The 23190-nt window shown below is 69.3% G+C and carries 23 protein-coding genes, 1 tRNA gene and 1 other RNA gene; 9 read left to right on the forward strand and 16 right to left on the reverse strand.

All coding sequences use genetic code 11. The features are described 5' to 3' along the window. The first annotated feature begins 120 nt into the window (after positions 1-120). Positions 121-963, forward strand: a complete 843-nt coding sequence (panB, locus tag ACXYX3_RS15975) for a 3-methyl-2-oxobutanoate hydroxymethyltransferase (RefSeq protein WP_241205826.1) — start codon at positions 121-123, stop codon at positions 961-963. Here the strand turns inward: panB and ACXYX3_RS15980 are convergent, their stop codons facing one another. Together ACXYX3_RS15980 and ACXYX3_RS15985 are read right to left on the reverse strand one after the other, a co-directional pair. Beyond that, positions 964-1743, reverse strand: coding sequence for an enoyl-CoA hydratase/isomerase family protein (locus ACXYX3_RS15980; protein WP_458608176.1), 780 nt, complete (start codon positions 1741-1743; stop codon positions 964-966). It abuts the gene before it with no gap. Between the two features lie 25 nt (positions 1744-1768). Continuing rightward, complete coding sequence (locus ACXYX3_RS15985) at positions 1769-3550, reverse strand: fatty acyl-AMP ligase (protein ID WP_458608177.1); 1782 nt, start codon at positions 3548-3550, stop codon at positions 1769-1771. A 152-nt stretch (positions 3551-3702) separates the two neighbouring features. Between ACXYX3_RS15985 and ACXYX3_RS15990 the strand changes: the two genes are divergently transcribed. Continuing rightward, a complete protein-coding gene (locus ACXYX3_RS15990) occupies positions 3703-5184 on the forward strand; it encodes a CYTH and CHAD domain-containing protein (protein WP_458608178.1) in 1482 nt (493 codons plus the stop codon). Between the two features lie 8 nt (positions 5185-5192). Here ACXYX3_RS15990 and rnpB read toward each other — a convergent pair. The 4 genes from rnpB to ACXYX3_RS16010 form a co-directional block, all read right to left on the reverse strand. Then, an RNA gene (gene rnpB / locus ACXYX3_RS15995) (RNase P RNA component class A) lies at positions 5193-5623 on the reverse strand. A 62-nt stretch (positions 5624-5685) separates the two neighbouring features. Then, entirely contained in the window at positions 5686-6984 is a 1299-nt protein-coding gene (locus ACXYX3_RS16000; protein ID WP_458608179.1) for a 13E12 repeat family protein, read from the reverse strand. Positions 6985-7109: 125 nt separating this feature from the next. Next, positions 7110-7739 (reverse strand): class I SAM-dependent methyltransferase, encoded by a 630-nt coding sequence (locus ACXYX3_RS16005; RefSeq protein ID WP_458608180.1) that lies wholly within the window; start codon positions 7737-7739, stop codon positions 7110-7112. After that, the gene (locus tag ACXYX3_RS16010; protein ID WP_458608181.1) at positions 7736-8653 is read right to left on the reverse strand and encodes an NAD(P)/FAD-dependent oxidoreductase; all 918 of its coding nucleotides are present in this window, start codon (positions 8651-8653) and stop codon (positions 7736-7738) included. The genes ACXYX3_RS16005 and ACXYX3_RS16010 overlap by 4 nt, the downstream gene beginning before the upstream one ends. A gap of 47 nt (positions 8654-8700) precedes the next feature. On the opposite strand from ACXYX3_RS16010, the gene ACXYX3_RS16015 reads away from it, so the two are divergent. Continuing rightward, positions 8701-9285 carry a helix-turn-helix domain-containing protein gene (locus tag ACXYX3_RS16015; RefSeq protein ID WP_458608182.1) on the forward strand — a complete coding sequence of 195 codons (585 nt, stop codon included), beginning with the start codon at positions 8701-8703 and terminating at the stop codon, positions 9283-9285. Here ACXYX3_RS16015 and ACXYX3_RS16020 read toward each other — a convergent pair. Genes ACXYX3_RS16020 through ACXYX3_RS16030 form a run of 3 tightly spaced genes read right to left on the reverse strand, consistent with a single transcriptional unit; the run spans position 9276 to position 12191 of the window. Continuing rightward, positions 9276-10337, reverse strand: coding sequence for a bifunctional RNase H/acid phosphatase (locus tag ACXYX3_RS16020; RefSeq protein WP_458608183.1), 1062 nt, complete (start codon positions 10335-10337; stop codon positions 9276-9278). The genes ACXYX3_RS16015 and ACXYX3_RS16020 overlap by 10 nt on opposite strands. Then, positions 10334-11071, reverse strand: a complete 738-nt coding sequence (locus ACXYX3_RS16025) for a zinc ribbon domain-containing protein (RefSeq protein WP_458608184.1) — start codon at positions 11069-11071, stop codon at positions 10334-10336. Before ACXYX3_RS16025 ends, ACXYX3_RS16020 begins: the two co-directional genes overlap by 4 nt. Next, positions 11061-12191, reverse strand: coding sequence for a Nif3-like dinuclear metal center hexameric protein (locus tag ACXYX3_RS16030; RefSeq protein WP_458608185.1), 1131 nt, complete (start codon positions 12189-12191; stop codon positions 11061-11063). Before ACXYX3_RS16030 ends, ACXYX3_RS16025 begins: the two co-directional genes overlap by 11 nt. A gap of 70 nt (positions 12192-12261) precedes the next feature. On the opposite strand from ACXYX3_RS16030, the gene ACXYX3_RS16035 reads away from it, so the two are divergent. The 3 genes from ACXYX3_RS16035 to ACXYX3_RS16045 are packed head-to-tail and all read left to right on the forward strand — an operon-like array spanning position 12262 to position 14254. Continuing rightward, the gene (locus tag ACXYX3_RS16035; protein WP_458608186.1) at positions 12262-12957 is read left to right on the forward strand and encodes an HAD-IA family hydrolase; all 696 of its coding nucleotides are present in this window, start codon (positions 12262-12264) and stop codon (positions 12955-12957) included. Beyond that, the gene (locus ACXYX3_RS16040) at positions 12950-13444 is read left to right on the forward strand and encodes a low molecular weight protein-tyrosine-phosphatase (RefSeq protein WP_458608187.1); all 495 of its coding nucleotides are present in this window, start codon (positions 12950-12952) and stop codon (positions 13442-13444) included. Before ACXYX3_RS16035 ends, ACXYX3_RS16040 begins: the two co-directional genes overlap by 8 nt. A gap of 3 nt (positions 13445-13447) precedes the next feature. Beyond that, positions 13448-14254 (forward strand): SURF1 family cytochrome oxidase biogenesis protein, encoded by an 807-nt coding sequence (locus tag ACXYX3_RS16045; RefSeq protein ID WP_458608188.1) that lies wholly within the window; start codon positions 13448-13450, stop codon positions 14252-14254. Here ACXYX3_RS16045 and ACXYX3_RS16050 read toward each other — a convergent pair. Next, complete coding sequence (locus ACXYX3_RS16050; RefSeq protein ID WP_458608189.1) at positions 14208-15176, reverse strand: cobalamin biosynthesis protein; 969 nt, start codon at positions 15174-15176, stop codon at positions 14208-14210. The two genes, ACXYX3_RS16045 and ACXYX3_RS16050, sit on opposite strands and share 47 nt — an antisense overlap. Before the next feature lie 36 nt (positions 15177-15212). On the opposite strand from ACXYX3_RS16050, the gene ACXYX3_RS16055 reads away from it, so the two are divergent. After that, complete coding sequence (locus tag ACXYX3_RS16055) at positions 15213-16922, forward strand: amidohydrolase (protein WP_458608190.1); 1710 nt, start codon at positions 15213-15215, stop codon at positions 16920-16922. Positions 16923-16924: 2 nt separating this feature from the next. Here ACXYX3_RS16055 and ACXYX3_RS16060 read toward each other — a convergent pair whose 3' ends face one another. Next, positions 16925-17821: an SDR family oxidoreductase gene (locus ACXYX3_RS16060; RefSeq protein WP_458608191.1), complete on the reverse strand. Its 897-nt coding sequence runs from the start codon at positions 17819-17821 to the stop codon at positions 16925-16927. A 100-nt stretch (positions 17822-17921) separates the two neighbouring features. Next, positions 17922-18077 (reverse strand): hypothetical protein, encoded by a 156-nt coding sequence (locus tag ACXYX3_RS16065; protein ID WP_458608192.1) that lies wholly within the window; start codon positions 18075-18077, stop codon positions 17922-17924. Here ACXYX3_RS16065 and ACXYX3_RS16070 point away from each other — a divergent pair. After that, positions 18003-18530, forward strand: coding sequence for a TetR/AcrR family transcriptional regulator (locus ACXYX3_RS16070; RefSeq protein ID WP_458612109.1), 528 nt, complete (start codon positions 18003-18005; stop codon positions 18528-18530). The genes ACXYX3_RS16065 and ACXYX3_RS16070 overlap by 75 nt on opposite strands. On the opposite strand, the gene ACXYX3_RS16075 is transcribed toward ACXYX3_RS16070, so the two are convergent. The 4 genes from ACXYX3_RS16075 to ACXYX3_RS16090 form a co-directional block, all read right to left on the reverse strand. Further along, positions 18490-18561: transfer RNA gene (locus ACXYX3_RS16075), tRNA-Val, on the reverse strand. The two genes, ACXYX3_RS16070 and ACXYX3_RS16075, sit on opposite strands and share 41 nt — an antisense overlap. A 48-nt stretch (positions 18562-18609) precedes the next feature. Then, a complete protein-coding gene (locus tag ACXYX3_RS16080) occupies positions 18610-19071 on the reverse strand; it encodes a peroxiredoxin (RefSeq protein ID WP_458608193.1) in 462 nt (153 codons plus the stop codon). Positions 19072-19099: 28 nt separating this feature from the next. Then, positions 19100-19525 (reverse strand): DUF3052 domain-containing protein, encoded by a 426-nt coding sequence (locus ACXYX3_RS16085; RefSeq protein ID WP_458608194.1) that lies wholly within the window; start codon positions 19523-19525, stop codon positions 19100-19102. Between the two features lie 114 nt (positions 19526-19639). Then, positions 19640-20218: a hypothetical protein gene (locus tag ACXYX3_RS16090; RefSeq protein WP_458608195.1), complete on the reverse strand. Its 579-nt coding sequence runs from the start codon at positions 20216-20218 to the stop codon at positions 19640-19642. A 176-nt stretch (positions 20219-20394) separates the two neighbouring features. Between ACXYX3_RS16090 and aceE the strand changes: the two genes are divergently transcribed. Further along, positions 20395-23184 carry a pyruvate dehydrogenase (acetyl-transferring), homodimeric type gene (gene aceE / locus ACXYX3_RS16095; protein WP_458608196.1) on the forward strand — a complete coding sequence of 930 codons (2790 nt, stop codon included), beginning with the start codon at positions 20395-20397 and terminating at the stop codon, positions 23182-23184. The last annotated feature ends 6 nt before the right edge of the window (positions 23185-23190 follow it).

Consider the following 23190-nt stretch of genomic DNA (forward strand, 5'->3'; position numbering starts at 1 on the left):
AATCCACTTAACGCGTTGTTCAACTTCTGGTGACGCGGTGGCAGACTTGACGGGTCAGCGGAACCCGGGGACCCGGAGCGGCCTCGAGGATCCGAAACGACCACCCATCTGGAGACATCGATGTCTGAACAGAGTGTGTACGGCGCTGCCACGCAGACCCCCGCGGCGCGGATCAAGATCCGCACTCATCACCTCGCCAAGTGGAAGTCCGAAGGCCACAAGTGGGCGATGCTGACGGCGTACGACTACTCGACCGCCGCGGTGTTCGACCAGGCGGAGATTCCTGTCCTGCTGGTCGGCGACTCTGCGGCCAACGTCGTCTACGGCTATGACACCACCGTCCCGGTCACCATCGACGAGCTGATCCCGCTGGTGCGCGGCGTCGTTCGGGGTGCACCTCATGCGCTGGTCGTGGCCGACCTGCCGTTCGGCAGCTACGAGGGCGGCGCTGCCCAGGCGCTGCAGACGGCCACCCGGTTCCTGAAGGAGACGGGTGCCCATGCGGTGAAGCTGGAGGGCGGCGAGCGGGTGGCCGAGCAGATCGCGGCACTCACCGCGGCGGGCATCCCGGTGATGGCGCACATCGGCTTCACCCCGCAGAGCGTCAACGGCCTCGGCGGGTTCAAGGTGCAGGGCCGCGGTGACGGCGCCGAGCAGACGATCCACGACGCGATCGCCGTGCAGGAGGCCGGTGCGTTCGCGGTGGTGATGGAGATGGTGCCCGCCGAGTTGGCCACCCAGATCACCGGCAAGCTGACCATCCCGACCGTCGGTATCGGCGCCGGCCCGAATTGCGACGGTCAGGTGCTCGTCTGGCAGGACATGGCCGGCATGACCAGCGGCCGCACCGCCAAGTTCGTCAAGAGGTTCGGCGCCGTGGGTGACGAATTGCGCCGCGCTGCAACGCAATATGCCGCCGAGGTGGCGACGGGGGCATTCCCAGCCGAGGAGCACTCCTTCTAGTCAGGCGAAGTCGGGGGCGCGTTTGGCCAGGAACGCGTCGACACCTTCGCGGCCGTCGGCGGAGTCGGCGCGGCCGGCGATCATTCGGCCCTCGAGTTCCATCTGGGCTTCCACGCCGTTGCCGAAGCTGTCGAGCAGCAACGCTTTGACGCCGCCGTTGGCGCCGCCCGACGTGCGCAGCAACCCGGCGGCGAGGTCGTCCACGCGGGCCGTGAGGGCGTCGTCGGCGACGACCTCGGTGACCAGACCCCACTGCAGCGCATCCCGAGCCGAGAGCCTGCGGTTGGTCAGCATCAGTTCCTTGGCGCGCGCCATCCCCACCAGGCGCGGCAGCAGGTAGGTGGCGCCGCCGTCGGGGGTCAATCCGACGCGGGTGTAGGCCATCGTGAACGACGCCGATTCCGCGGCGACAGTGAGGTCCCCGAGGACCGCCAACGAGAATCCCGCGCCCGCCGCGGCACCGTTGACCGCGGTGATCACCACGGCGTCGCAGCGCGCGAACGTCGAGATCGCCCGGTGCAGGTCGTCGGCGACGCCCTTGAGATGGCGGCCGCGGTGCGGCGCGGAGGCGAACTCCTTGAGATCGCCTCCGGCGCTGAAGAAGCGGCCGGCGCCGGTGATGACGACGACTTTGACCGCGGGGTCGTCGCACGCGGCGGCCGCGGCGGCGAGTTCGCCCGCCATCTCGGCGTTGATGCCGTTGGCGGCGTCGGGCCGATTGAGCGTCAGGCGCACCAGCCCTGCGCTGCGCTGCACGTCGATGGTGTGGAAGTCGCTCACACCGGCGACGCTATCGCGCGGCGTTCTACAGGGTGCCGTCGAGGTAGCGAGCGCGGCAGGCGCGGCGCGCCAGCTTGCCGCTGGTGGTCCGCGGGATCACCCCTGCCGCAACGAGTTTGATGTCGGCGAGCGGGATGGCGTGGCGTCGCGAGACGGCAGCGCGGATGGCGTCGACGATGGGCGCGGCATCGGCGCGTCCGGCGCCCGGGGCGCGTTCTGCGACGATCACCACCTCTTCGCGTCCGACACCGGGCACGGAGAACGCGGCGACGAAGCCGGAACGCACGGCCTTGGACGCCTCGGCGACCGTCGCCTCGATGTCCTGCGGGTAGTGATTGCGGCCGTCGACGATCACGAGATCCTTGACGCGCCCGGTGATGTGCAGCTGGCCGTCGATGTAGACGCCGAGGTCACCGGTGCGCAACCACAGAGCGCTCTCGGCGGCGCCTTCGGCGTGGCTGTATTCGGCCAGCCGGGACTGCAGCTTGTTGCGGAACGTCAGCTCGGTCTCGTCGGTACGGTTCCAGTACCCGCGGCCGATGTTGTCGCCGTGCAACCAGATCTCACCGACCCGTCCGTCGGGCAGCTCGGCGTCGGTCTGCGGGTCGACGATCACCGCCCACTGGCTGCGGGCGATCTGCCCGCACGACACACTGACCACGGCGTCGGCATCGTCGGCGCCGACCTGGACGGCGTCTCCCCCGCTTAGCGCCTGCCGGTCGAGGTGCACTGCCTTCGGAGCGGTACCGGACTCGGTGGTGGAGACGAACAGGGTGGCTTCGGCCATTCCATAGGACGGTTTGATCGCAGCGGGGTCGAGTCCGTACGGCGCGAACGCCGCGACGAACGCATCGACCGACGACATGCTGACCGGTTCGGAGCCGTTGATCAGACCGGCCACGTTGCTCAGGTCCAGCGTCTCGTCCGCGGGCGGGCGGCCACGCTGGGCGGCGAGTTCGAACGCGAAGTTGGGCGCGGCGGCGAACGTGGGCTTGTCGGATGCGCCCAGCTCACGGATCCAGCGGTAGGGCCGGCGCACGAAGGCCACCGGCGACATCAAGGTGATGTGGCCGCCGACCAGCGCCGGGAACATGATCATCAACAGCCCCATGTCGTGGAACAGCGGCAACCAGCTGACGCTGCGGGTGTTCCAGTCCAAGCCCACGGACTCGATCATCTGCACCACATTGGTCGCGGCGCCGCGATGGGTGATCTCGACGCCGGCAGGGGTGCGGGTGGATCCGGACGTGTACTGCAGGTAGGCGATGTCGTCGGTGGCGATGCGGGCGGGGGTGAAGTGCTCGCCGACGGCGTCGGGCACGGCGTCGACGGCGAGCATCCTCGGCCGCCGCTCCCGCGGGATCGTCTTGATGAAGTCGCGGACCGCCGGGGCCGCGGCCGTGGTGGTCAGTACGACGGTCGGCTGCGCATCGCCGAGCACGGCCTCGAGGCGTTCGGCGTGCCCGGGCAGTTCAGGTGCGAACAGCGGAACCGCGATGCCGCCGGCCTGGATGGCGGCGAAGAATCCGACCACGTACTCCACGCCCTGCGGCGCGAGGATGGCGATCCGGTCGCCGGTGTCGGTGATCTGCTGGAGCCGCGCGCCGACGGCACGTAATCGGGTTCGCAGGGCCGCCCAACTCAGCTCGACCGTGCAGTCCCGGTCGTAGTCGAGATAGCGGTAGGCGGGCGCCTCGGCCGACTGCTCGGCGTGGCGATCCATGAACGACGTCAGCGTGACTCCGGCAGGAATCTCGATGTTGCCTTCGGCATCGAGATAGTCCTCGAGCCTCATCTCTGGACTCATAAGAGAATTGTAAGAGTGGTTCTCAGGTTCGCGCGCACGTGTCCCGCGAGTCCGATGTCGACTCGATTCCGGTTCGATAACGACGAGCCGATTCGCGGTTCACCTCCGTATGGCAATCTTGTGGCCCCCCTCCCGCCGAAACGAAGGTGTTCATGCCCTCCCGATCGTCCGATTTGTCCAGGTACACCGAGACTGAGCGCAAGTTCGACGTGGACGTCGCGACCGTCAGTCCGTCGTTCGACGGACTCGCGGCGGTGTCTCGTGCCGAGCGGTCGCCGTCACAGTCTCTGGACGCTGTCTACTACGACACATCGGCCCATGATCTGGCCCGCCACCGGATCACGCTGCGCCGCCGCACGGGCGGCACCGACGCGGGATGGCACCTGAAGCTGCCCTCGGGTCAGGACAGTCGCACCGAGGTCCGGCTGCCGCTGGAAGACGGCGCGCCGGCACATCCGCAGGTACCCGACGAGTTGCGCGACGTCGTGCTCGCGATCGTCCGGGACCGCGGACTGGCCCCGGTCGCTCGGATCAGCACCGTGCGCGAGGTCACGATGCTCTACGGCGTCGACGGGGCCCCGGTCGCCGAGTTCTGCGACGACCATGTGACCGCGGGCGCGGTGGGCGGCGACGATCAGCACTGGCGCGAGTGGGAACTCGAACTCGCCGAGGGTGCCGATCGGGGACTGTTCAAGCCGCTGACCCGCCGCCTGCTCGACGCGGGGGCGCGCCCCGCCGGGCACGGCTCGAAGTTGGCGCGGGTGCTCGAAACTCCCGCCGACGAGGCTCCGGCGGTGCCCGACGATCCGGTGCACCGTGCCGTGGCCGAGCAGGTCGCCGAGCTCATCGAGTGGGACCGCGCCGTCCGCGCGGACGTGTACGACTCTGTGCATCAGATGCGGGTGACGACGCGCAAGATCCGCAGCCTGCTGCAGTCGTCGGAGGGCGCGTTCGGCATCGACGACGACTCGTGGGTGCTCGCGGAACTGCGCGAACTGGCGGGCGTGCTCGGAACGGCACGGGACGCAGAGGTGCTGGCCGAACGGTACGAGCAGGCGCTCGACGGACTGCCCGACGACCTGGTGCGGGGCCCGGTGCGCGAGCGATTGGTCGAGGGCGCGAAGAAGCGGTATCAGACCGGCTGGAAGCGCTCGCTGGCGGCGATGCGCACACCTCGGTACTTCCGGTTGCTGGATGCGCTGGAGGAGCTGACGACGGCCGAGCCGCCGCTGGAAGCCGGTGAGGAGCGAGTCGAGGTGACCATCGACTCGGCCTACAAGCGGGTGCGCAAGGCGGCGAAGAAGGCGAGCGACGCCGACGGTGGCGAGCACGCCGATGAGGCACTGCACAAGATCCGCAAGCGGGCCAAGCAGCTCCGCTACACCGCGGCGGCCACCGGGAAGTCCAAGGTGGCCGACCGGGCGAAGGGGATCCAGTCGCTGCTGGGCGATCACCAGGACAGCGTGGTGAGCCGGGCACATCTGAGCCGGCAGGCCGAGCAGGCGCACGCCGCGGGCGAGGACACGTTCACCTACGGGCTGCTGTATCAGCAGGAGCACGACCTGGCGCTGCGCTGTGAGGAGCAGGTGTCCGAGGCCCTCGAGCAGCTGGCGAAAGCTGTGAAGAAAGCCTGAGCCGAGGGCGGATGAGCTGGCCTGTAAGCCGGATTCTGTTCCGGGCCGCCATGACTGGCGGCCCGGCGGCGACCATCCATCTGGGCACACCGTCGCCGGGTACCTCGAGCGGCCTACCCGCAGACTCGGGCGAGCAGCCCTCGAACGTCTGCGCTGCCGCGCCCCCCACGCGACATTCTTGGCCTTGCTTCGGGTGGGGTTTGCCGAGCCACTCCGGTCACCCGGAGCGCTGGTGCGCTCTTACCGCACCGTTTCACCCTTACCACCCCTGGCCCGAAGACCCGGTGGGTGGCGGTCTGCTTTCTGTGGCACTTTCCCGCGAGTCACCTCGGATTGCCGTTAGCAATCACCCTGCTCTGTGAAGTCCGGACTTTCCTCGAACCACCTCAGCCGTACCCCTGTCCGGCAAGTGATGGCCCGCGGCCGCCCGGCCAGCTCATCCGCCCTGACAACGTAGCGCCTGCAGCGCGGATTCCGGTAACGAACGCCCTCGGCGCTCCCTCAGGCCGAGCGTTTCAGTTCGGCGCTCAGTTCGACGATGTCGATGCTGAGTTCTCCTTCGATGACGCTGTAGCGGCGCCGTATCGGTGGTCCGGGTAGTGGTGGTGCGGCCGACTGGTAGGTCGCGCCGGTGGGGGTGGTGTAGTCGGCGGTGTGGCGGCCGTCGGTGTCGTGGGTGGTGACGGTCCAGCCGGGGGCTTCTTTGGCGTAGTTGCAGGCTTCGCACGCGCCGAGCCCGTTGAGCGCTGAGGTGGGTCCGCTGTGGCGGGCGGGGGTGGCGTGGTCGTGGTGGCGGATGGGGGCGTCGCAGTACGGGGTGCGACACGTCTGATCCCGTAGCCCGATGAACGCCGCCAACCCTGTCGGGAAGCTCCGGGCACGCGATTCCATCGCGACCAGCTGCCCCGATGTGGGGTGGCGGTAGAGCCGCCGCAGTGTCGCTTTCGCCGTCTCATCAGCCACGGCATCCGACACCAGATCGCGCACCACCGCCGCGGGCACGGGACCGTACCCGTCGACCCAGCCGGGGCTGTCGTCGTCACCGAAGAGGGTGGTGTCGGCCATGACCAGGTTCACCGCGATCGGGACCGGCGTCTCGGCCGGGCGGGCGGTGACCCGTTGGTAGAGGGTGTCGGTCATGATCTGTCCGCGCGGGCGCCCGTCCCCGCACAGGTCGGCCTCACGCTTCAAGGCGGCATACACCCCGATGCCCTGCGAGAGCGGCATCAGCGCAGTCAGCTGCACCATGCCGTTGGGGGCGGGCCGGGTCGACACCCGCGCAGACGCCGCCGCGCGTTCCTTCCGTTCGACCACCGCGGCAGCATCCAGGCGCGCTGCGATCGCGGCGGCGGCAGCCTCGATCCGGGCATTGCCCAGCCCGACCAAAGCCGCGTGGTCAGAGCATAATTCGGCGTCCAACGTCCGCCGGTCCTCCGCGGTCAGGCAGGCGGATTGTTTGACGATCAGCGTGGCTCGCCACTCGGTCAACACCCCGGATTCGAGGGCGGCCAGGGTGTGGGGCATTTCGTGCACCAAGGCTTGGGCGAACCCGAGGTGCCGACCGCCATGGGCCGGCGAATCACAGCGCGCCAACGCCACTTCGGAAGCCAACCCGCGCCCCCGCTTCGCCGCCGGCATCCCAGCCTCGGCCTCGGCCATTCGGCGTTTCTCCGCCCACAGCGCAGTGGCACGGGCCTGCACCGCCGCCGCGCGAGCCTTCATCCGTTCGCAGCGCGCCACGACCTCGCGCAGCTCAGCCTCCGAGGCTGACTGGTCGATATCGAACACTTGTGCGAACATGCCACCGACGCTACACCTCACCTCCGACAACTCGGCTGCGATGATGACCAGCGATGCATAGAAAAGGATTGATCGCCACCGCCTCGGTGCGCTACCGCACCTCAGCGGACCGGGCGTAGGCGAGCTCAGCCGTCGGTTCGGCGCCGGAGCGCGATGAGATTGTCGATCAGCACCGCCTGCTGGCCGTCCGGCCCGACTGCGTCCCGCTCAACGGGCTCCGCGCGCAGAGTCTCCCAGTCCCGCGGGTTGACCCGGAGCTGGGATAGCACGCCGTCGACGGTCGGGAACTCGTGATCGTGCGGAATGTTCGCCCAGGGCGGCGCGGCGCCGTGGTCGACTATCAGCAGCACCCCACCCGGCGCGACGGCGCGCGCGGCCGCGGCGAAGATGCGGTCTCGGTCCAGTCGCGTCCACGACTGCAGGAATTGCGCCGAGATCAGATCGAATGTCCCCGCCGGGAAGTCGTCGGAGAGGTTCATCTGTTCGAAGGTGGTACGGCCGGCGACACCGCGCCGCGACGCTTCTTCACCGGCGCGGCCCAGCGCAGTCTCCGAGATGTCCACCCCGAGAACGTGCCAGCCGCGCTCGGCGAGCCACAGGACGTCGGCCCCCTCCCCACAACCGAGGTCGAGCGCACGACCCGGGGACAGTGGACCCGCCACCTCCGCGAGCCAGGGATTGACCCGACCGCTCCACACCCGTTCGCGCTCGCCGTAACGCGCTTCCCATTGCGCCTTCTCGTCGTCGCCACTCATCGACCCTCCTCCACAACACTGCGAACAATTGATGCGGCCGCCGCCGAACCCGAGGCCACCGCGGCAGCCACCTGAGGCATCTGTGCGCTCACATCCCCCGCGGCGAACACCCCGGGCACCGAGGTCTGCCACATCGCATCGACTGCAACGGATTCCGCGGAGATCGGACCGGGTGGCGCAAACGCCACACCGAGCTCCCGGGCCAGCCGGTTCCGTTGGTTCAGCGTGCTGGCCACCAGCAATCCGCGCCGATGCAGCGCGGCGCCGTCCTCGAACACCACGGCGTCGAGCTGTCCATCGGCACCCGACACCCGCGAGATCGGGCGCTCGTCGACAGGGATGCCGCACGCAGCCAGCTGCGCGCGGTCGGCATCGGCCAACCCGGAAGGACCGTTGGACACCACCACGATGTCGTCGCTCCACTGACTCAGAAGTGTCGCCATGTGAACCGCACGCTCCCCCTGCGCCAACACGCCGAGCGGCTGATCCCGCACCTCCCAGCCGTGGCAGAACGGGCAGTGGAACACCGACCCGCCCCAGAACTCGTCGAGACCGGTGACATCGGGTGCGTCGTAGCGCATTCCGCCGGCCAGCAGCACCCGCCGCGCCTCCTCGGTACGACCGCCGGCGAGTCCGAGCGTGAAGCCGCCTTCGTGCGGCGTCACCGAGGTCACCTCACCGTCGCGCACCTCGACCGAGGGGTACCGGGTCACCTCGTCACGGCCGGTGGCATACAGCTGCGCCGGCGGCACCCCGTCGAAGCCGAGCAGTCCGCCGATGCCGTGGGCAGCCCGATTGCTCTGCTCCCCGGCGTCCACCACCAGGGCGCGCATGCGCGCCCGGCCCAGCACCAGCGCGGCGCTCAGCCCGGCGGCTCCCCCGCCGATCACCACACAGTCCCATCGCGTCGTCATGCCACCACCTTGCTCGCGCGCACCGCGATCTGCCAAGCTCTTTTGCCATGCAGGCAAAAGACGACGACGGGGTCGATGCCCGGGTGCGACGGCGACTGCGCGACTTGCGCACCCAGCGCGGCATGACGCTCGATGACGTGGCGACCCGGTCCAGCATCGACGTCTCCACGCTGAGCCGCCTCGAGTCGGGTAAGCGACGACTCGCGCTGGATCATCTGCCGCGACTGGCGAATGCGCTGTCGGTGAGCACGGACGAACTGCTGCGCGAACCCGACGTCGAGGACCCGCGGGTCCGCGGCGGTGCCCACACGCGCAACCAGATCACGTTCTGGCCGTTGACCGGTCAGGGTCCGGCCGGCGGACTGCACGCGTACAAGATCAGAGTCAGTGCACGCCGGCGCACGCCGCCCGACGAGCTACCGGTCCACGAGGGCCACGACTGGATGTACGTGTTGTCCGGCCGCATGCGCCTACTGTTGGGCGACCGCGACTTCACCATCAAACCCGGTGAGGCCGTGGAATTCTCGACGTGGACGCCGCACTGGTTCGGCACGATCGACGGACCCGTCGAGGCGATCGCGCTCTTCGGTCTGCACGGCGAGCGCGTGCACCTGCACACCGATCACAAATAGGCGGTCTGGTTCACCAGGCGCACCGACGCCGCACCGTCGGGATAGAACTCCGCGATCGAGAGCGACGCGAGATCCAGGTGCAGCCGGTAGAGCATCGCCGGGCCCGCGTCCAGCGCCACCCGCAGAAGCGTCTTGATCGGTGTCACATGGGAGACGACCAGCACCGTCTGGCCGGCGCGTTCGGCGAGCAGACGCTGCTGGACCCGGGTGATCCTGCGCGCGACGGCGTCGAAGCTCTCCCCACCCGGCGGCGCGACGGCGGTGTCCGTCAGCCACCGCCGGTGCAGGACCGGGTCCCGCTCGGAGGCCTCCCGGAACGTCAGCCCCTCCCACGCACCGAAGTCCGTTTCGATCAGGTCGTCGTCGACCTCGACGTCCAATCCGAGCGCACCCGCGGCTGCCGCAGCCGTGTCCCGCGCCCGTTGCAGCGGGGACGACACCACCGCGTCGATCCGATCCATGCGCGCCAGGTAACCCGCCGCCGCGGTGGCCTGCTGCACTCCGAGCGAGGTCAGATCCGGGTTGCCGCGCCCGGAATAGCGGCGCTCCACCGACAGCGGCGTCTGCCCGTGCCGGAGCAGCAGCAGGCGGGTGGGTGCGCCGGTGGCGCCGGTCCATCCGGCCGGATTCGCGGTCACCGCTTCGGTTTCCGCGGCCGCGTCCATCGCCTGATTGGCCAGCGCATCGGCAGCACTGTTCTGTTCCCGCGGCACCCAGGTGTAGGTGATGCGCTCGAACGCGGCCGCACGCTGTCGCGCCTGTTGGTGCAGCGCAGCCAGATCGGGATGTTTGACCCGCCAGCGTCCCGACATCTGTTCCACGACGAGCTTTGAGTCCATCCGCACCTCGACGTCGGTGGCGCCGGCTCCCTCGGCCGCCTCCAAACCCGCGATGAGGCCCCGGTATTCGGCGACGTTGTTGGTGGCGCGACCGATCGCCGCCTTGGCCTCTGCGAGAACCTCGGTGCGATCCGCCGACCACACGACGGCGCCGTACCCGGCCGGACCGGGGTTACCGCGCGCTCCCCCGTCGGCCTCGACCAGCACCTTCACGCGCCGGCGCCCTTGACTCGCAGCAGGATCGCCGAGCACTCGGGACACCGCAGCACCTCGTCGTCCGGCGCGGCGGCAATGCGCGCCAGCTCGCCCCTGTCGATCTCGAGTCGGCACGCCCCGCATCGCCGGCCCTGCAGCGGCGCGGCGCCCGTACCGCCGCGGGCGCGCTGGCGCTCGTACATCGACACCAACGCCTCGTCGATGGTGGCGACGAGTTCCTCGCGCCGCGACCGTGCCTGGTGCGCGAGCTGGGCGAGATGCGTTCGCGCCTCGTCGCAGTTGCGCTGCGCGTCGGTCATCGCGGTCTGCAGGTCGTCGATGCCGGCCAGCTCCCGATCCTGGTCGGCGGCCAGCTCTTCGCGCCGTTCCATCACCTCCAGCAGAGAGTCCTCCAGGCTGGCCTGGCGGCGCTCGAGAGTGTCGAGTTCATGCTGGATCTCGGTCAGCTGCTTGGCATCCACCGTGCCGCCCTCGAGCAGGCGGCGATCGCGGTCCTCCCGCTGCCGCACCCCGTCGATCTCGGTCTCGAACTTCGCGACCTGGGCGTCGATGTCGGCGAGCGCGAGCTGCACCGCCGCCAGCCGGTCGTTCGCCTCGTGGTGCGCGCTCTGCGCCGCCTCGAGCGCCGACTGCTGAGGAAGGTTCTTCAGCCGGTGGTCGAGCCGGCCGATCTCGGCATCGAGTTCGGCCAACTCGAGCAACGAACGTTGCTGCGCCACATCAGCTTTCATACGTTGTTTCCTCGACATTCCATGGATCGGTGCGCACCGGGGACACGGTGACGGGCACGTTGGCGACGTGCCGGCGCAGCAGCGCGGCCGCTTGACCGCACCACGGGAATTCACTGGCCCAGTGCGCGACGTCGACGAGCGCCACGTCGGACGCCCGCCGATGTTCGTCGGCGGGATGGTGGCGCAGATCTGCGGTCACGTACGCCTGCACGCCTGCACGGGCCACCTCGGCGAGCAGGGAGTCACCGGCCCCGCCGCACAGTGCCACCCGGGACACCATCGCATCCGGGTCGCCGCAGGCGCGCACGCCCCAGGTGGTCTCGGGCAAGCCGCGACGCACCCCGGCGACGAACGCGCGCAACGGTTGCGGTTCGGTCAGCTCGGCGATGCGGCCCAGCCCGGTGCCGTCGGGCGCCGACGCGACGGCGACGACGTCGTACGCCGGCTCCTCGTAGGGATGCGCCGTGCGCAGGGCGGCCAGCACCGCTGCGCGCCGGGATCGCGGGGCCACCATCTCCACACGATCCTCGTCGACCTGTTCGACCGTGCCGACCGCGCCGATGGCCGGTGATGCCCCGTCGAGCGGCAGGAACTGGCCGACCCCGGCCACGCTCCAGCTGCACTGCGCGTAGTCGCCGATCTGACCGGCGCCCCCGTCGAACATCGCCGCACGCACCGCCGCGGCATTCTCCCGCGGGACGTAGACACCCCACTTGTCCAGCGCCGGGGCGGCAGGCTCGGGTGACAGGACATCGGTGACCGTCAGACCCAGGGCCTCGGCGAGGGCGTCGGAGACGCCTGGTGCGGCACTGTCGGCATTGGTGTGAGCGGTGAACAGCGCACGTCCGGTGCGGATCATCGCGTGCAGCAGCGACCCCTTGGCGGTGTCCGCGGCTACAGTGTCGACGCCGCGCAGCAGTAACGGATGATGAGCGAGAAGCAGCCCGCGCTCCGGCACCGTCGCGACCACCTCGGGCGTGGCGTCCACGGCGATCGTGACGGACTCGATCGCTTCGGCCGGATCCCCGCACACCAGACCCACGGAGTCCCAGCTCTGCGCGAGGCGGGGCGGATAGGCCGCGTCGAGTACCTCGATGACGTCGGCGAGACGCACCGTCATCGCATCACCTCCGAACGTGCCACATCACGACAGTAGTGCGCGGGTCCAGCCACTCCGGGCATCAGGGACAATGGACCGCGTGACGGACACGGTGGACAGTGCAGCCGGGGTGACCCGGGTGGGCCGCGGCGATCTGGTGATCTTCGACCTGGACGGCACGCTGACCGATTCCGCCGAGGGCATCGTTTCCAGCTTCCGGCACGCTCTGGCCGCCATCGGCGCCGCCGAACCCGAAGGTGACCTGGTGAGCCGTATCGTCGGTCCGCCGATGCGCCACACGTTGGAGTCGATCGGCCTGGGTGATCGGGCCGCCGAGGCGATGGCCGCCTACCGCGCCGACTACACCACCCGCGGCTGGTCGATGAACCGTCCATTCGCCGGCGTTCCCGATCTGCTGACCGACCTGACGCGTGCGGGTGTACGCCTCGCGGTGGCCACCTCCAAGGCCGAGCCCACCGCGCAGCGCATCCTGGCGCACTTCGAACTCGACGGATTCTTCGAGGTGATCGCCGGCGCCAGCGTCGACGGCAGCCGGGCGGGCAAAGCCGACGTGGTGGCCCATGCGCTGGCCCAGCTGGCGCCGCTGCCCGACCACGTCGTGATGGTGGGTGATCGTTCGCACGACGTCGAGGGCGCCGCCGCCCACGGCATCGGCACGATCGTCGTCGACTGGGGCTACGGCCGCGCGGACTTCACCGCATCGACCAGCCCCGCCCTGGCCCATGTCGCCGACGTCGCCTCGCTGCGTGAGGTGCTGGGTGTCTGACCAACTGCACGTGACCTTCATCTGCTCGGGCAACATCTGCCGCAGCCCGATGGCCGAGAAAATGTTCGCCCACCAGCTGCGCGAGCGTGGGCTGGCCGACGCGGTGCGTGTCACCAGCGCAGGCACCGGGCACTGGCACGAGGGTGAGCCCGCCGATCGCCGGGCCGGGACCACGCTGCGCGAGCACGGGTATCCGAGCGCGCACCGGGCGGCGCAGATGACCGAGGACCATCTCGACGCCGACCTGGTGGTGGCGCTGGGCCGCAACCACCTCCGCATGCTGGCCGAGAGGGGGGTACCGACCGACCGGCTGCGGATGCTGCGCTCCTTCGATCCGCGCTCGGGCAAGCATGCCTTGGACGTCGACGATCCCTACTACGGCACCCAGGACGATTTCGAGGCGGTGTTCGCGGTCATCGAGGCGGCGCTGCCCGGTCTGCACGCCTGGGTCGACGAGCAGCTCGCCGAGCGGCAGGAGGCGGTCTGAGAAGTGCGCCGACTCGCCTTTCTCCTGCGCCCCCAGTGGCTGGCGCTCTATGTGGTGGTGATCGCGTTCGCCTACCTGTGCTTCACGGTGCTCGCACCGTGGCAGCTGCACAAGAACACGAAGACGTCCCGGGAGAACGCGCAGATCTCGGCCTCGCTGAACGCCGACCCCGTCCCGTTGACGACGCTTCTGCCGCAGCAGGATTCGTCGGCGTCGGAGCAGCAGTGGAAGCGCGTGACGGCCACCGGGCGATATCTGCCCGACGGGCAGGTGGTGGCCAGGCTGCGGGTGATCGACAGCGATCCCGCGTTCGAGGTTCTCACGCCCTTCGCCGTCGAGGGCGGACCCACCGTGCTCGTCGATCGCGGTTACGTGAAGCCGGTGAACGGCAACGCGGTCCCCGACATCAGCCCCGCCCCCACCGAGCCGGTCACGATCACGGCCCGGCTCCGGGACGCCGAGCCTGTCGCCGTCGGTAAGGATCCGTTCCGCGACGCCGGTGTGCAGCAGGTGTATTCGATCAATCCCGGCCAGATCTCCGCGTTGGTCGGGGTGCCGCTGGCGGGGTCCTACCTGCAGCTGGTCGAGGACCAGCCGGGTGGTCTGGGCGTGGTGCCGCTGCCGCGCCTGGAGGCCGGGCCGTTCTTGTCCTACGGCATCCAGTGGATCGCGTTCGGCATCATCGCCCCGATCGGGGTGGGCTACTTCGTCTATGCGGAGGTGCAGGCCCGTCGTCGGGAGAAAGGCACGCCCACCGGGCCGGTCACACCTGCGGACAAGCTGGCCGACCGGTACGGCAGGCGACGCTGACGGCGGCTGCTGCGGCCGAGATCTGCACGGCCCGCGACAGCCGCACCGCCCGCCGGAGATCGCCGGCATCGGGCGCCCGGCCGGTGCCCAGGGTGGGGCGTATCTCCAGTTCGTGGGCGTATTGGGTCGGCCCGCCCAGCTGAACTCCGAGGGCGCCGGCGAACGACGCCTCGGCGACACCTGCGTTGGGGCTGGGATGGCGGGCGGCGTCGCGGCGCCACGCCCGGATCGCGCCGCGCGGTGACCCGCCCACCAGCGGTGCGCACGCCACGACGAGCAGACCCGTCACGCGCGCGGCGGCGAGATTCAGCAGATCGTCGAAACGAGCTGCTGCCCAACCGAATCGGCGGTATCGCGGCGACTTGTTGCCCACCATCGCATCCAGGGTGTTCGCCGCCCGGTACAGCAGCACCCCCGGTGCACCTCCGAGGGCAGCCCACAGCAGCGGGCCCACCTGCGCATCGGAGGTGTTCTCCGCGATCGACTCCAGCGCCGCGCGGGTGAGTCCACCCGCGTCGAGCACCGCCGGATCGCGGCCGCACAGCGACGGCAACAGCTCACGCGCTCCCACCAGGTCGCCCCGACCCACCAGGTCGGCCATCCGATCGCCGGTGCGGGCCAGCGAGGTCCCGCCCAACGCGGTGAACGTCGCCGCCGCGACCCATGCGACCTCACCGGCCGCAGAGCCGCGCCGGCTCAACCGCCCCACACCGGTGGCGGCCAGCGTCACGGCCACGAGCAGCGAGCCCGCGTACCCGACGCCTGCAGCGCGGTTGTCCGCATACATCCGGCGCTCGAGCGCTGCGGCTGCACGGCCGAACATCGCGACCGGATGGCCCCGCTGCGGGTCGCCGAACACCGCATCGGCGAGCACGCCCACGGCGACACCCGCGGCGCGGCTCCGGCCAACTGCTGCGAACACCACGGCAGCTTGTCACATCGGTGCCAGACTGTGCCCATGGCCGACGTGATCGTGACCGCAGGAACCGTCATCACGATGGACGAGGCGGTGCCGCGCGCACAGGCCGTCGCCGTGTCCGACGGTCGCATCGTCGCGGTGGGCACTGTCGACGAGTGCCGGGCCGGGCTGCCCGGCGCCGAGGTGATCGACAGCGGCGTCGCGGTGCTGGCTCCGGGTTTCGTTGAACCGCACAGTCATCCGTTGATCAGTGGGATCGCCACCGAGGCCCCGGCCCGCTCCATCGCTCCATGGGTAGCGGAGTCGTGGGCGCAGGTCCAGCAGATCTTCGCCGACGCGCTGGCCCACAGCGACCCCGAGACTCCGCTGTGGTTCGCCGGTTACGACGCACTGCTGCACGGTCATCCGTCACCGAAGGCCGGTGAACTCGACGAGATCTTCGGGGACCGGATCACCGTCGTCACCGACAACTCCGGGCACGGCGTGTATTTCAACTCCGCGCTGATCCGAGCCCACGGCTGGGACACCGATCCGCCCGCCGATCCGGTCGCGGGCCGCTTCGGCCGCAACGCCGACGGGTCACTGAACGGGCAGGGCTTCGAACTGCCCGTCGTGACTGCGGTGACGATGCCGCTGATGCAGCAGATGGGTGACCCGCTGGTGTCGGCCGCGAGCTACTACGCGCTGATGGCGCGCGGCGGTTACACCTCGACATCCGACATGACCTACGACCCGAAGTTCGCCGCGGGATACGAGGCACTTGCGGCCGCCCCCTCGTGCCCGCTGCGCGTCAGCATGTGGGAGATGTCGGTCACCGACACCTATTGGCAGCCAACCACATTCACCGCTGACGAAGAATGGCTGATCAAATCGGGGGTCAAGCTGTGGACGGACGGATCGCCGTGGGTGGGCAACATCGCGATCTCGTTCCCGTACCTCGACACAGAGGCCACCCGCACCGCGGGCATCGATCCCGCGGTGGCCGGCGGGGCGCACTCGATGAACTACAGCCGCGAGCAGCTCGACGCGATCCTGGACAAAGCTGCGCCGGCGGGCTGGCAGATGGCCTTTCACGCCAACGGTGACCTGGCGCTGGACCTCGCGCTGGACGCCTACGAGGGTGCGCTGCGGCGCCACGGCCTACTGGGCACCGATCACCGCTGGCGGCTGGAACATTGCGGGGCAGGTACCGCCGCACACTTCGAGCGCGCGGCGCGGCTCGGGGTGCACGTGTCGTTGGCGCCGTTCCAGTACTACTACTGGGGCGAGCTGCTCGACGGCGCGATGTTCTCGCCCGAGTACGGGGCGCGGTGGGCGGCGTTCGCCGACGCCGTCGGCTCGGGGGCGTGCGTCTCCCTGCACAACGACGGGTCGGTGTCGCCGCCGACGCCGATCGTCAACATCGCCACCACGGTGACCCGGCGCACCCGCAACGGCACGGTGCACTGCCCGGAGCAAGCGATCTCGCTGGATCAGGCGTGGCGCGCCCAGACGATCGACGCCGCGCGTACCCTGCGCCGCGACCATCTCGTCGGGTCGATCAGCCCCGGAAAGCTCGCGGACTTCGTGGAGTTGACGGCGGACCCGTGGGAGGTCGAGCCGGCGGCGCTGATCGACACCGTGCAGGTGACGGGGACCTGGTTGGGTGGGCGTCGGATCGACCTCGACGAGTTCCTCGATGCCGTTCGTGGCGGCGACAACGCCGAGCACGCGCACCTGGCCGAGCGCAAGACGACCGGCTGCTGCTGACGCTACCGGGAACCGTACGCGCCGCCGGCGATGTCGTCGGCCAGCGTCGGTCCCGTCGGCGTCCAGCCGAGAAGTCGTTGCGTCGCAACGCTTGTCCCGGCCATGTCCGCGCTGAAGAAGCCACCGATCCAGCCGAAGTGCTCTGCCACGTCGTCCGTCGGGATGGCTTTGACGGGGAGATCGAATGCCTGCCCGATCGCCTCGGCAATGGCGCGGGTGGGAACGCCCTCTTCGGCCACGGCGTGAAGACGTGCACCGGCAGGCGCTTTCTGCAGGCCGAGCACGACCATCCGCGCCGCGTCGGCGACATGCACAGCGGCCCAACGGTTCGCACCGTCGCCGGGGTAACCCGACACCCCGCGCTCGCGCGCGATCTCACACAGCCGGTTGACGAAGCCGTGGTCTCCTGTGCCGTGCGTGGTGGGCGAGAAGCGCAGTGCCACGGCACGCACCCCGCGATCGGCGAAACCGAGGCACAGGTTCTCACTGCCACCGCGCGGCGAGTCGGGGCCGTGGAAGGGCGAGGCGTCGTCCTCGGTTGCCTGGCGACCCGGCGCCAGGCTCATGAGCCCCGATGCCAGGAAGAAGGCTTTGCCGGTATCGACGAGGGCGTCGCCGATGGTCTGTGTCGCGGCCCGTTCGGTGGCGTTGGTTCCCGCCATGTCCGCCCAGTCGTGTTTGTTGGCGAGGTGGATGACGGCGTCGGCGGCGTGCGCGCCGCTGCGGATCGCGTCGGGGTCGTCGAGGTCACCGCGCATCACGGTCACCCCCTTCGCCTCGAGAGCAGCCGCCGAGGCGTCGGAGCGCGCCAGGCCCGCGACGGTGTGACCGGCTTTCGACAACTCGTCGACGACGGCGCTGCCGATCCAGCCGGAGGCTCCGGTGACGAAAACGTGCATGATGTGGACTCCTCATGGTGATGTCAGTTGCTGACATCCGACGGTACACCCTGAAGTCAGTCACTGTCATCACTAGACTGCTCCCATGGCGAGGTGGGAGTCAGGCACTGCGGAGCGACTGCAGGACGCCGCGCTCGACCTGTTCGCGGCGCGCGGATACGAGCACACGACCGCAGGCGACATCGCCCAGGCCGTCGGGCTCACCGAGCGCACGTTCTTCCGCCACTTCACCGACAAGCGTGAGGTTCTGTTTCACGGGCAGCAGGCGTTGACCGACGCTTTCCTCACAGGATTGAGCGACGCGCCGGACGATGCGTCGGCGACCGACTTGGCAGTCCGCGCGTTGCGGTCGTCCGCAGGGTTTTTCGATGACGAGCGCCGTTCACACTCCCGCCTGCGGCAGTCCGTCATCGACGACAATCCCGCGCTGCAGGAACGCGAAGCGCTCAAGCTCGCCTACCTCGGACGCACCCTGGCCGACGAGCTGCGGGCCCGTGGCGTCGACGGCATGGCGGCAGACGTCGCGGCCCATCTCGCGGTGATGTCATTCGGCATCGCGTTCACACAGTGGATCACCGAGGGCGAACAGCGATCCTTCGGGGATATCGCGATGGACGTGTTGCGCGAAGTGGGCGTGGTGGCTGCCCAACTCGAGCCCGGAGTCGCTGTGGGCGCGGACGGTATCGAACCGCCGACCGCTGGTGTGTAAAACCAGAGCTCTACCACTGAGCTACGCGCCCGAACCCGGGCAGCATATCGGCGACGGCCGGAGAACCTGAAATCCGCGCTCAGTCGCGCACAGCCGCCAACGCAGCACTCCACACCGCCGCATCTCGCGCCTCTCCGGGCTCCTTGCAGTCCGCGTAGCGCACCACCCCGGACCGGTCGACGGCGAACGTGCCGCGGTTCGAGAAACCGGAGGCGTCGTTGAACACGCGATAGGCCTGACTCACCGCGCCGTGCGGCCAGAAATCCGAGAGCACGGGGAAGGTGAATCCGCGCTGGGTCGCCCACACCTTGTGCGTCGGCGACGGCCCCACCGAGATCGCGAGCGTGGCCGTCGCCTCGTTGACGAAATCGTCTGCCTGGTCGCGAATTTCGTCGAGCTCCCGCTGACAGATCCCGGTGAACGCGAGCGGGAAGAACACCAGCAGCACGTTCTTGGCGCCACGGAACGCGCTCAGCGTCACCCGCTGATTGTTCTGGTCGGCAAGCGTGAAGTCCGGCGCGATATCGCCGACCCCGGTCATCGCTACTGTCTGCTCTTCGCGCGAGCGCTCATCGCCTGCCGGCTGCCTTGGATTTCGGTTGCACCAGCCTGCTCGCGATCCAGTCCCCCAGGTTCGCCGATGAGGTCTGCACCAGCCCCGCCGTCGGCGCCGACTCGGCGACCTCGGCGGGCTGGACGTGGCCGGGCTGCCCGGTCTTCGGGGTGACCACCCAGATGACACCGTCGTCGGCCAGCGGGGTGATCGCGTCCATCAGCGCGTCCACCAGATCGCCGTCGTCGTTGCGCCACCAGAGCAACACCACGTCGACCACCTCGTCGGCGTCCTCGTCGAGGAGCTCACCACCGCACTCGTCTTCGATGTCGGCGCGGATGTCGTCGTCGACGTCGGAGTCCCAGCCCAGTTCCTGCACAACCTGATCTTTTTGGATGCCCAGCATGCGGGCGTAGTTCGGGGGGTCACCCGCCGACACCACGGTCAGTCCTCCTTGCGCCTAGTCGGCACGCTGTGCGCTGTGCCACGTTCGTCCACTATCGTCGCACGCCCGGGGGTCACGGCAACCCACCCGGCAGGATCCGCCCCCAAGGTGTCACCGATAGGCCGCATCGCAGCGGTCCAGCGCGGTGGTCTTCGAGTCGTTCAACGCCGCGATCGCATCGTTGAACTCCTCGGCGGGATAGTTCCCCGCAATGGCCGTCGCAACGCCTCGAGCAGCGTCGACCCAGCCGTTCAGCGCATCGCGCAGCTCGGCGGGCAACGTGTCGGTCATGCTCGTGGACACGAGGTCCGCGCTCTGGTTGAGCGCATCGACCGCCGCACCGGCCTTGTCTGCCGCCCCACCCGGATCGGTGTTGAACGCATCGACGTAGGTGTTGACTGCCGCGATCGCGTCGGCGCTGCTGGTGCTCATGGCCTCGCACGACGTCTGCACCGCCTGCGCCGTCATCGACGTCTGACGCTCGGACTCGCGCGCCGACGAACTCGCTGCCGACTCCTGCAGTGACGCCGACACCGACGCGCGGTATTGCGGCGCCTCCCCGGGGGGAGCCGATGCGTCGCCGGTGGTGACGGTGGTGCAGCCGACGACGATCATCGCCAGCACCGCGGCAGAGCCCATCGCGAGGGCCGACAGCCGCAACCGCGCGGCTCGTCGCCCACCGATATGCACGGTCTGCAGACGTTACCGGCCAACCACTGGGCTGGGTGTACTAAATGCAACCGTTCGCGTGCTGCCCTGCGTTTGCGGCAGGATGGTACGAGGATGTAACCCACCGTGCACGGCGCGAAGCGAGCAGACCCACTCGACGGACCGCGTGTGCTCCACCGCCTGACAAGGAGCGGCAGTTGACCACCGAGTTCGTGCGCCAGGATCTGGCCCAAAACTCCAGCAGCACAGGCGAACACGATCGTGTTCGCGTGATCCGGGAGGGCGTCGCGTCCTACCTGCCCGACATCGATCCCGACGAGACCGGTGAATGGCTGGAGTCGTTCGACGATCTGCTCGAACGCTCCGGCCCGTCCCGCGCCCGCTACCTGATGCTGCGGCTGCTCGAACGCGCCGGCGAGCAGCGGGTGGCCATCCCGTCGCTGACATCGACCGACTACGTCAACACCATCCCCACCGAACTGGAACCGTGGTTCCCCGGCGACGAGGACGTCGAGCGCCGCTACCGCGCCTGGATTCGGTGGAACGCCGCGATCATGGTGCACCGCGCGCAGCGGCCGGGCGTCGGCGTCGGCGGCCACATCTCGACCTACGCCTCGTCTGCGGCTCTCTACGAGGTTGGGTTCAACCACTTCTTCCGCGGCAAGGCCCACCCCGGCGGCGGTGATCAGGTCTTCATCCAGGGCCACGCGTCGCCCGGGATCTATGCCCGCGCCTACCTCGAGGGTCGGCTCACCTCCGAGCAGCTCGACGGCTTCCGCCAGGAACACAGCCATCCCGGCGGCGGTCTGCCGTCCTACCCGCACCCGCGGCTGATGCCCGACTTCTGGGAGTTCCCCACGGTGTCGATGGGCATCGGTCCGATGAACGCGATCTACCAGGCCCGCTTCAACCACTACCTGCACGACCGGGGCATCAAGGACACCTCGAACCAGCACGTCTGGGCGTTCCTCGGCGACGGTGAGATGGACGAGCCGGAGAGCCGCGGCCTGATCCAGGTCGCCGCCAACGAGGCGCTGGACAACCTGACGTTCGTGGTGAACTGCAACCTGCAGCGCCTCGACGGACCGGTGCGCGGCAACGGCAAGATCATCCAGGAACTGGAGTCGTTCTTCCGCGGTGCGGGCTGGAACGTCATCAAGGTGGTGTGGGGCCGCGAGTGGGATGCGCTGCTGCACGCCGACCGCGACGGCGCGCTGGTGAACCTGATGAACACCACCCCTGACGGCGACTACCAGACCTACAAGGCCAACGACGGCGGCTACGTGCGCGACCACTTCTTCGGCCGCGATCCGCGCACCAAGGCGCTCGTCGAGCCGATGACCGATCGCGAGATCTGGAACCTCAAGCGCGGCGGCCACGACTACCGCAAGGTGTACGCCGCCTACCACGCGGCGATGGAACACAAGGGCCAGCCGACGGTGATCCTGGCCAAGACCATCAAGGGCTACACGCTGGGTAAGCACTTCGAGGGTCGCAACGCCACGCACCAGATGAAAAAGCTTGCGCTGCAAGACCTCAAGGACTTCCGCGACGCGCAGCGCATCCCGATCTCCGACGAGCAGCTGGAGAACGACCCCTACCTGCCGCCGTACTACCACCCCGGCCCGGAAGCGCCGGAGATCCGGTACATGCTCGACCGGCGCCGCGCCCTCGGCGGGTTCCTGCCCGAACGCCGCACCAAGACCAAGGCGCTCACCCTGCCCGGACGCGACACCTACAAGGCGCTGAAGAAGGGCTCGGGCAAGCAGGAGGTCGCCACCACGATGGCGACGGTGCGTACGTTCAAGGAACTGTTGCGGGACAAGGAGATCGGCAAGCGGATCGTGCCGATCATCCCCGACGAGGCGCGCACGTTCGGCATGGACTCGTGGTTCCCGAGCCTGAAGATCTACAACCGCAACGGCCAGCTCTACACCTCGGTCGACGCGGAGCTGATGCTCGCCTACAAGGAGAGCGAGGCGGGTCAGATCCTGCACGAGGGCATCAACGAGGCGGGCTCGACGGCCTCGTTCACCGCTGTCGGCACGTCGTATGCCACCCACAACGAGCCGATGATCCCGATCTACATCTTCTATTCGATGTTCGGGTTCCAGCGCACCGGCGACGGCCTGTGGGCGGCGGCGGACCAGATGGCGCGCGGCTTCGTGCTGGGCGCGACGGCGGGACGCACGACGCTGGTCGGCGAAGGCCTGCAGCACGCCGACGGGCACTCTCTGCTGCTCGCCGCGACCAACCCCGCCGTCGTGGCCTACGACCCCGCGTTCGCCTACGAGATCGCCTACATCATCGAAAGCGGTCTGCACCGCATGTACGGCGAGAACCCGGAGAACGTCTACTTCTACGTGACGATCTACAACGAGCCCTACGTGCAGCCGGCCGAGCCGGAGAACCTGGACGTCGAGGGGCTGCTGCGCGGGATCTACCGCTACCAGCAGGCCGGCGAGAAGCGCAGCAACCGCGCCCAGATCCTGGTCTCCGGCGTCGGCATGCCGTCAGCGCTGAAGGCGGCCGAGATGCTCGCCGACGAGTGGGACGTCGCCGCGGACGTGTGGTCGGTGACCAGCTGGGGTGAGCTCAATCGCGACGGCGTGGCCATCGAGAAGGAGGCGCTGCGCCACCCCGACCGGTCGGCCGGCACGCCGTATGTGACCCAGGCGCTCGCCGACGCCGAGGGCCCGGTGGTCGCCGTGTCCGATTGGATGCGCGCGGTTCCCGAGCAGATCCGGCCGTGGGTTCCCGGCACCTACATCACGCTGGGCACCGACGGGTTCGGCTTCTCCGACACCCGCCCCGCGGCCCGGCGGTACTACAACACCGACGCCGAGTCGATCGTCGTCGCGGTGCTCGAGGGCCTGGCTCGTGACGGCAACATCGACATGTCGGTGGCGGTCGAGGCGGCGGGCAAGTACGAGATCGACGATGTGATGGCGGCGCCTGAGCAGACGAGCGACCCCGGAGTCGCGTAGAACTGG

The organism is Mycobacterium sp. Panama NTM2 (assembly GCF_054355555.1).

What these genes read in the sequence shown, in the direction of transcription:
- ACXYX3_RS16055 (WP_458608190.1), top strand. Translation starts at nt 15,213, where the DNA reads ATGGCCGACGTGATCGTGACCGCAGGAACCGTCATCACGATGGACGAG.
- ACXYX3_RS16030 (WP_458608185.1), bottom strand. Translation starts at nt 12,191, where the DNA reads ATGACGGTGCGTCTCGCCGACGTCATCGAGGTACTCGACGCGGCCTAT.
- ACXYX3_RS16000 (WP_458608179.1), bottom strand. Translation starts at nt 6,984, where the DNA reads ATGTTCGCACAAGTGTTCGATATCGACCAGTCAGCCTCGGAGGCTGAG.
- ACXYX3_RS15985 (WP_458608177.1), bottom strand. Translation starts at nt 3,550, where the DNA reads ATGAGTCCAGAGATGAGGCTCGAGGACTATCTCGATGCCGAAGGCAAC.
- ACXYX3_RS16035 (WP_458608186.1), top strand. Translation starts at nt 12,262, where the DNA reads ATGGACCGCGTGACGGACACGGTGGACAGTGCAGCCGGGGTGACCCGG.
- ACXYX3_RS15990 (WP_458608178.1), top strand. Translation starts at nt 3,703, where the DNA reads ATGCCCTCCCGATCGTCCGATTTGTCCAGGTACACCGAGACTGAGCGC.
- ACXYX3_RS16015 (WP_458608182.1), top strand. Translation starts at nt 8,701, where the DNA reads ATGCAGGCAAAAGACGACGACGGGGTCGATGCCCGGGTGCGACGGCGA.
- panB (WP_241205826.1), top strand. Translation starts at nt 121, where the DNA reads ATGTCTGAACAGAGTGTGTACGGCGCTGCCACGCAGACCCCCGCGGCG.
- ACXYX3_RS16060 (WP_458608191.1), bottom strand. Translation starts at nt 17,821, where the DNA reads ATGCACGTTTTCGTCACCGGAGCCTCCGGCTGGATCGGCAGCGCCGTC.
- ACXYX3_RS16010 (WP_458608181.1), bottom strand. Translation starts at nt 8,653, where the DNA reads ATGACGACGCGATGGGACTGTGTGGTGATCGGCGGGGGAGCCGCCGGG.
- ACXYX3_RS16025 (WP_458608184.1), bottom strand. Translation starts at nt 11,071, where the DNA reads ATGAAAGCTGATGTGGCGCAGCAACGTTCGTTGCTCGAGTTGGCCGAA.
- ACXYX3_RS16005 (WP_458608180.1), bottom strand. Translation starts at nt 7,739, where the DNA reads ATGAGTGGCGACGACGAGAAGGCGCAATGGGAAGCGCGTTACGGCGAG.
- ACXYX3_RS16080 (WP_458608193.1), bottom strand. Translation starts at nt 19,071, where the DNA reads ATGACCGGGGTCGGCGATATCGCGCCGGACTTCACGCTTGCCGACCAG.